At 64.3% G+C, this 7,052-nt stretch carries 8 protein-coding genes; 5 read left to right on the forward strand and 3 right to left on the reverse strand.

Features of this window, described 5'->3' with window-relative positions:
- Together SAZ01S_RS22680 and SAZ01S_RS22685 are read right to left on the reverse strand one after the other, a co-directional pair.
- On the reverse strand, positions 1 to 201 hold a 201-nt coding region (locus SAZ01S_RS22680), incomplete at its 3' end, for a lipase family protein (RefSeq protein WP_218018160.1).
- A 139-nt stretch (positions 202 to 340) separates the two neighbouring features.
- A complete protein-coding gene (locus tag SAZ01S_RS22685; protein ID WP_084584607.1) occupies positions 341 to 631 on the reverse strand; it encodes a hypothetical protein in 291 nt (96 codons plus the stop codon).
- Between the two features lie 308 nt (positions 632 to 939).
- Between SAZ01S_RS22685 and SAZ01S_RS22690 the strand changes: the two genes are divergently transcribed.
- From SAZ01S_RS22690 to SAZ01S_RS22705, 4 genes are all read left to right on the forward strand, one after another.
- Positions 940 to 1,236 carry a putative quinol monooxygenase gene (locus SAZ01S_RS22690; RefSeq protein WP_084584608.1) on the forward strand — a complete coding sequence of 99 codons (297 nt, stop codon included), beginning with the start codon at positions 940 to 942 and terminating at the stop codon, positions 1,234 to 1,236.
- Between the two features lie 508 nt (positions 1,237 to 1,744).
- A complete protein-coding gene (locus SAZ01S_RS22695; protein ID WP_084584609.1) occupies positions 1,745 to 3,499 on the forward strand; it encodes a ParB/RepB/Spo0J family partition protein in 1,755 nt (584 codons plus the stop codon).
- Positions 3,500 to 3,559: 60 nt separating this feature from the next.
- On the forward strand, positions 3,560 to 3,784 hold the full coding sequence (locus SAZ01S_RS22700; protein ID WP_084584610.1) for an RNA polymerase sigma factor: 225 nt from the start codon (positions 3,560 to 3,562) through the stop codon (positions 3,782 to 3,784).
- Between the two features lie 58 nt (positions 3,785 to 3,842).
- Entirely contained in the window at positions 3,843 to 4,766 is a 924-nt protein-coding gene (locus SAZ01S_RS22705; protein ID WP_084584611.1) for a HEPN domain-containing protein, read from the forward strand.
- Position 4,767: 1 nt separating this feature from the next.
- Here the strand turns inward: SAZ01S_RS22705 and SAZ01S_RS22710 are convergent, their stop codons facing one another.
- Positions 4,768 to 5,130, reverse strand: coding sequence for a hypothetical protein (locus tag SAZ01S_RS22710; protein WP_084584612.1), 363 nt, complete (start codon positions 5,128 to 5,130; stop codon positions 4,768 to 4,770).
- 170 nt (positions 5,131 to 5,300) lie between these two features.
- Between SAZ01S_RS22710 and SAZ01S_RS22715 the strand changes: the two genes are divergently transcribed.
- Positions 5,301 to 6,389 (forward strand): IS110 family RNA-guided transposase, encoded by a 1,089-nt coding sequence (locus SAZ01S_RS22715; protein ID WP_084584613.1) that lies wholly within the window; start codon positions 5,301 to 5,303, stop codon positions 6,387 to 6,389.
- Positions 6,390 to 7,052 lie beyond the last annotated feature (663 nt).

The raw sequence follows: 7,052 nt of genomic DNA on the forward strand, positions 1-7,052 counted from the left end.
CACCTGGCGCGTGGCCGCGACGTCCCCGTCGAGCGTAACCGTCGGGTTCTGGACGACCAGCACCTCATAGCCGTCCTTGGTCAGGATGTCGTAGACCGGTTTCCAGCCCGAGGCATCGACGAACGCACCATGCACCAGCACGATCGAGACGGGCTTGTTCGGCGCGTTCGGGTGGCCGAGGGCGGATGCGGTAGTGGCCATGGCGAGGAGCACTCCTGCAATAAGATGTTTCATCGTCGTCACTCCAGATTGAACTGCGCACATGCCCTTCGCGAGCCCCGGGAAGGTGCCGGGCAGGCAGCGTGTGTACGGCTTGCGGATCGAGGTACTGGTCGATGCGTCAGCCGTGGCCGGGCTTGCGACTCAGGGATTTGGTGATCAGGTGGTCTGAGTGCGAATTCTTGTCGGTGACCATTTCGCGATCCTCGATGACGTAGGGCTCGAAGTTCGAGAACGTATCGACGATGTCCATCGCCAGATTGAGCGCGACTTCGTAGTCGACCTCCATGAGCGCCAGCATAAGCTTCACGGTCTCGCTCAAGTGAGCCACCGTGCTTCCCCGACACCCGCCATCGTTTTCAATGCCATTTGTATTGAGATTGATGACGCCGACCGTTTCTTTGATCATCATGCCCTCCCTAACCCGGATCGGCTCAGTAGCAGTGTGAACCTAGTCTAGGCCGTTCTGCAGGGGAGGGGCGTCAATTACGGTAACGTTGTGTTAAGGGCGGACAGGCTTTCCGCTGAGCCCGTCGGCGCCATATCGCTCACGTGACCACATATCCTTCTCGATAATTCTCCAGATTTGACCCGGCTTAACTGCAGTCTCGCAACGAACCGCGCTACGAAAACCCCCACCACGCGGTGCGCCGGGATGCGCGCACGCTAGGTCGGCGGCGCACCGATGTTCGCAATCGCCATAATGAAGGGAGACGCGCGATGACCGGCAACGTGAAGACCGTCGGTGTGCTGACGGCGCACCTAGGCAAGGAAACGGAATTGCGGGCGTTGCTCGAAGGTCTGCTAGAGCCCAGCCGGGCGGAGCCGGGAAATCTGCGCTACGACCTGTGGGCTGATCAGGCTGAACCGCGCGTCTTCGTGCTCGACGAGCTCTACGTCGACGCCGCAGCGCGCGAGGCGCACCGCGCGACACCGCACTTTCAGCACTATCTGGCCACCATCGCGCAGCTGGCTGAACGCAAGGCGTTCAGCCTCGAGCCGCTCATCGTCGCCTGATCGCGAGGAATTCGATCATGGCACTTCGGATATCCTGCTTGGCGAGCGCGGCTTCCGCACCGCTGCGCCGGTAGCATGTTCGTGCGTCTTCTAAGGCGAAAGAGGGCGTTCGACGGTGGGCGCCTGGAGGAACGGTAAGTGATAGCGGTCTGGGACGTTTCGTGCCTCTGGCACGACCGCGCTCTATTCCGCTGCGCTCCACCGAGCCCCTGGCGGGTCTCGGCCGCTGCCGCGGTGACGATCGCTAACGCAAGCGCCGGCAGTTCGCCGGCATGCGGACAGCGCTAGCGCGCTGGCGTAGCCTGCCGGCCGCGGCCAAGGGGGGTGGGCGTCGCAGCCCTCTAGTCCCGCCACGGCAGGCGGCAACCTGGGCTTCGCCCAGGTCCTCCACGTTCGTTCCGGCCCTACGGGTGCAGCCCACCGCTCCAGCGGGACTGCCGGTCCGCTCCTTGCCGCCCACCCCCCTTTTCCGGGGCCGGTGCGGTGGTTCGAGAAAGGAGCAAGAATCATGGAACTCAAGCATATCGACGTTGCCCAACTGAGCATCTCGCCCGCAAACATGCGCGGTGGCAGGAAGCAGCCGGACCTCACCAACATCCTGCCGTCGGTGCGGGCACGCGGCGTGCTGGTGCCGCTGATCGTGCGGGCGAACGGTTCGCCTGACAGCTACGAAATCGTCGCGGGGCGGCGGCGCTACTATGCCGCACTGGCCGTGGCCGAGGAGGGCGGCGACATCGATGCGCTGCCCTGCGCCGTTATGGATGCAGGCGATGACGCGGCGGCGCTCGAAGCCTCGCTCATCGAGAACATCGCCCGGCTCGATCCGGACGAGGTCACCCGCTGGGAAACCTTCACCCGGCTTGTGCGCGAGGGACGCAGGCCCGAGCATATCGCCATCGTCTTCGGGCTGACCGAGGTACAGGTGAAGCGCACGCTCGCGCTCGGCAATCTGCTACCGCGTATCCGCACGCTCTACCGCGACGAGAAGGTCGACGCCGTCACCGTGCGGCACCTGACCCTCGCCTCGAAGGCACAGCAGCGCGAATGGCTGGCACTGCTCGACGACCCCGAGGCGCGGGCGCCCGTCGGGCAGGCGCTCAAGGCATGGCTGTTCGGCGGCGCGTCGATTTTGACCAAGGTCGCGCTGTTCGATCTGGCCGGGTTCGAGGGCGAGATTGTCGCCGACCTGTTCGGCGAGGATCGCTATTTCGCCAGCGCCGAGCAGTTCTGGACCGCGCAGAACGCCGCGATTGCCGAGCGTGTGGAATCGTATCGCGCAGCAGGCTGGGGCGATGTCGTCACGCTGGCGCCCGGCCAGTTCTTCCACAGCTGGGAATATGAGAAACGGGCCAAGCGGAAGGGCGGCAAGGTCTATATCGCCATCGGGTATCACGGCGACGTCACCTTCCACGAAGGCTATATCGGCATCAAGGAAGCTCGGGCGCTGGCGAGAGCCGAGGCGGGCGACGTGACGGAGAAGCCTGGCCGTCCCGAAATTACCGCCGCGGGCAACGACTATGTCGACCTGCATCGCCATGCCGCCGTGCGGACGAAGCTCGCCGACGCGCCTGGTGTCGCGCTGCGGGTGGCGGTCGCGCATCTGATTGTCGGTTCGCCCCTATGGTCGGTAAAGGTCGAGCAGCAGCGTGCGGGCAGCGAGGCCGTGACCGAGAGCGTCGAGTTGTCGGCGGCCGAAGCGGCCTTCGCCAAGCGGCGCGACATGCTGGCGCTGCTCGATTTTGACGGCGACATACCGACGATCACCGGCGGCGCGAGCGAAGGGCTGACCAGCCTGTTCGTCCGGTTGCTGTCGCTCAGCGATGCGCAAGTGATGGCTGTCCTCGCCGTCATCATGGGCGAGACGCTGTGGGCGCGCAGCGAACTGGTCGATCTGCTCGGGCAGCATCTGGCGGTGGACATGGGGCTGGTCTGGCAGCCGGGTGAGGCGCTGTTCAACCTCATTCGCGACCGGGAAGTGCTGCTTGCCATGGTCGGCGAAGTGGCGGGCCAGCAGGTTGCCGAGGCCAACGGCAGGGAAACCAGCAAGGTGCTCAAGCGCATCCTCAGCGACTGTCTGCGCGGCGAGAACGGCAGGCCCCGCGTCGAGGGCTGGGTGCCGCGCTGGCTGCGCTTCCCGGCGTCCAGCTACACGCCGCGTGGCGGCGTCGGTGCTGCCAGCCGATCGGCGGCGGTTGCGTCGTTGATCATCCCGGAACCGCAGACGGCCAGCCCGAAAGTCGAGCCGGTCCGCAAGGCCGCGTGATCAGCCTGCCCCTGCCAGCGGCGCCCGGCGGTGCCGCTGGCCTCTGTCAGGAGCTGTGCCATGACACAGGAACACCCCTTCGCGGAGCAGCTTCGCCGCCTCCGTGACGCGCTCGACACGATGGAACCGCTGCCCCGCGCGGTGTTCGATCTGCACCGCTATCGCGATCTCGATTTTTCCCAGATCGCGGACGAACTGGGTATCAGCGTCGCCGAGGTGGAGCGCCAGTTCGCCGCCGCGATGTTGCATCTCCTTCTGTCCACGCACGAGGACGGCGGGCCTTGAGCCCGCCGCTTTTCCTTCTGCACTTGGCATTCTAAGCCATTGGCATGAGACTAGCGCGATGAAGACCGGCCTCGACCATCTGCCGCCTGCCAAGCAGCGCGAGCTCGAGCGTGTCGTCCAGATCCTGTTTCAGGAATTTGGCGATGCGACCGCCGTTGCGACCTCGGAGTGGAAGAAGCAGGCACGCATCCTCAAGGTCATCCTGTACGGCAGCTATGCACGCGGCGGCTGGGTCGACGAGCCGCATACCGCCAAGGGCTATCAGTCGGACTTCGACCTGCTGGTCATCGTCAACAACGACAGGCTCACCGACCGCGTCGAATTCTGGGCCACCGCCGAGGACCGGCTCAACCGCGAACTGGCGATCACCAAAACGCTGCGCACGCCGGTCAACTTCATCGTCCACACGCTGCAGGAGGTGAATGACGGCCTCGCGCATGGCCGCTATTTCTTCATGGACGTCGCCCGCGACGGCATCGCGCTGTACCAGAGCGACGACACCGAACTCCACCAGCCCAAGCCGAAAACGCCCAAGCAGGCGTTGGCCATGGCGCAGGAGTATTACGGCGAATGGATGCCGAGCGCCCAAGACTTCTTCGACGGGTGCAAGGATGCCGTCGCAAGAGGAAAGCTGAAAAAGGCAGCGTTCGACTTACATCAGGCTACCGAACGCCTCTATCACTGCGTGCTGCTGGTCTGCACCTTCTACACGCCCCACGTGCATAATCTGGGCTTCCTCCGCACGCAGGCTGAGCGCATCGACCCGCGTCTGGTCTATGCCTGGCCGCGTGATCAGCGCACCGATCGTGCCCGCTTCGAGAAGCTGAAAGAGGCCTATGTGAAGGCGCGCTATTCGAAGCACTACCGGATCAGCGAGGAAGAACTGGCGTGGCTCGGCGAGCGTGTCGAGGCACTCGGTCAGGCCGTGCAGGTGATCTGCGAAGAGCGGATCGCGGCACTCGAACGCAGCGCCGCCGCCTGACCTAGGCGGCGATTTTCCCGGCGTCCGCGAACGACAATTCGCGCTGCATCTGCAGCGCTTCACTGCGTTCGGCGCAGCGCATGTCGCGGGCAATCGCGACGCTGATCCACTCGATTTTCCACGCCAGATCGAGCACGTCGCCACGCTCGGCACGTGCAATCGTCGCGATACCGGCGCCCTCGACGGCGACCGAAAGCCGGCATTCGTCGACCCAATTATCGAAGCGTCCCTGCACCAGCGTGCCGTCCGAAATCGCGATCGCAAAGCCCTCGTCGAGAGCCCGTGCGGATAGGCAAATCTCGTCTTCCACGTCGCCGGAAAACTTCGGTCGGCCATTCTCCAGTGGTTCGATTTTGATGGACATATCGGGCTCTTTCTGGCGCCTCGGAAAGGCGGCGACAATAGAACATAAAGGGAACAGGTGGAAGGCTGGCGGGGATCAGCGGGCAGATAGAAGGGATTGCCGCTGTAATTGGGCAAGCGAGGGTGCGGCGTGCGAGCGTTCCTGCGGGCAGAAACCGCAGGAGGCGAGCGATGGAGTATTTTGCCGGACTGGATGTGTCGATCGATGAGACCGCGATCTGCGTGGTGACCGACGCTGGCGAAACGGTGCTGGAGGTGTCGGTCGCAACCGACCCGGCGACCATCGCCGGCGCACTCAAACCTTTTGCCGGGCGCCTGCGCAGGGCCGGCCACGAGGCCGGCGCGCTATCACCCTGGCTGCACCCCGAACTGCTCGCGGCTGGTGTCCCAGCAGTTTGTCTCGAGACCCGCCACGTCCGCGCGGCGATGAGCGCGCAGCGCAACAAAACCGACGCGAAAGACGCGCTCGGTCTAGCCCATATCATGCGCACGGGCTGGTTCCGCCAGGCGCATATCAAGACCGAAAACTGCTACCGGATACGGCTGTTGCTGGTCCAGCGCCGCAATCTGAAACGCAAGTTTCTCGATCTCGAGAACACTGTCCGCCACTCGCTCAAGGCGTTCGGCATCCGGCTCGGGAAAGTCGGTCGCGGCGGCTTCGATCAGGCCGTGCGCGATGCGGTCGAGGGCGACGCGATGACGGTCGGCCTGATCGAATGCATGTTGCGCGCGCGGTCGGCTTTATGGACCGAATATCTCGTCCTCAACAAACTCGTCGTCCAGCTCGCCATGGCCGACGATCTTTGCCGCCGCTTCATGGCGATCCCGGGCGTTGGGCCGGTGACTGCGCTTAGTTTTGTCACCGCGATCGACGACCCGATGCGCTTCAAACGGTCGCGCGACGTGGCCGCATACTTCGGCCTGACTTCGAAACGATGGCAGTCGGGCACCTCGATCGATGTGAAGGGGCGGATCAGCAAGGCGGGCGATCCGGACGTCCGGCGCGCGCTCTACGAGGCCGCGTCGGCGATGCTGACGCGCTTCAAGGGCGCCGACACGATCAAGACCTGGGGCCTCGGTCTGGCGAAGACAAAATGCCATGCCAAGGCGCGCGTCGCGGTGGCGCGCAAGCTGGCGGTTGTGATGCATGCGATGTGGCGTGACGGCACGTTTTACATCGGCGATCCGCAAGCGACCGAGAAGGAAACCGCCATCTGGATCGCGGCGAAAGCCAAGCGCCTGAGCTACGCCCGCACATAGGAGATCCGCGCGAGCGGATGAGGAATGGTACAGACGATGAAGACGGGAAGCACGTTATCTTGCCTGTGGCCGGCATCGCTGGACCACGCCGGAATGCCTGTGATGATGCCCCGTTACTCCGATAGCGACATGTGCCGCGACGACGCCGCAGCTGCCCGCGGGCCGCTGAAACCCGCCGTCGATGAGCACGGAAGAATGCACCGCGTACCAGACCTCGAATCCCGACTCGCTGGGCCGACTCAGCAGACCGTGATAGGAGAGCGACGATGGTAGAAAAGGCGACCAGGAAGAGCCCAATTAAGAAGGCAAGATAAAAGCGGTGCCTCCAAGCGGCCCCGAAAGTGGCGTCTGCACGTCGTTTTTGATGGAGGCATGCCGATGGCGGTGCCTCCATCTGGAAGACGCGGTTGCCGGAACGCCAGCGTTTCTGCGGCTTTCCGGCTCCCCCGAATGGAGGCCCTTGTAGGGCTGCGCTGGCGCACCCTCATCTGGCGCTTTGCAGCATGGGACAGCGTCATGGCCGAGGATGCATTCGAGCTATGGTTGGGGCGGGTCGGCGCGGATCGCCCGTTCGCGCACCAGCTTCGCAAAGCCACCAATCTCGCTGGCGGCGCAGCACGATCTTCGGCTGCGCGCGCCAGGCATTTCGATGGCAGCAGGATC

This window comes from Sphingomonas azotifigens NBRC 15497 (assembly GCF_002091475.1).
GTDB classification, from domain to species: Bacteria; Pseudomonadota; Alphaproteobacteria; order Sphingomonadales; family Sphingomonadaceae; genus Sphingomonas; species Sphingomonas azotifigens.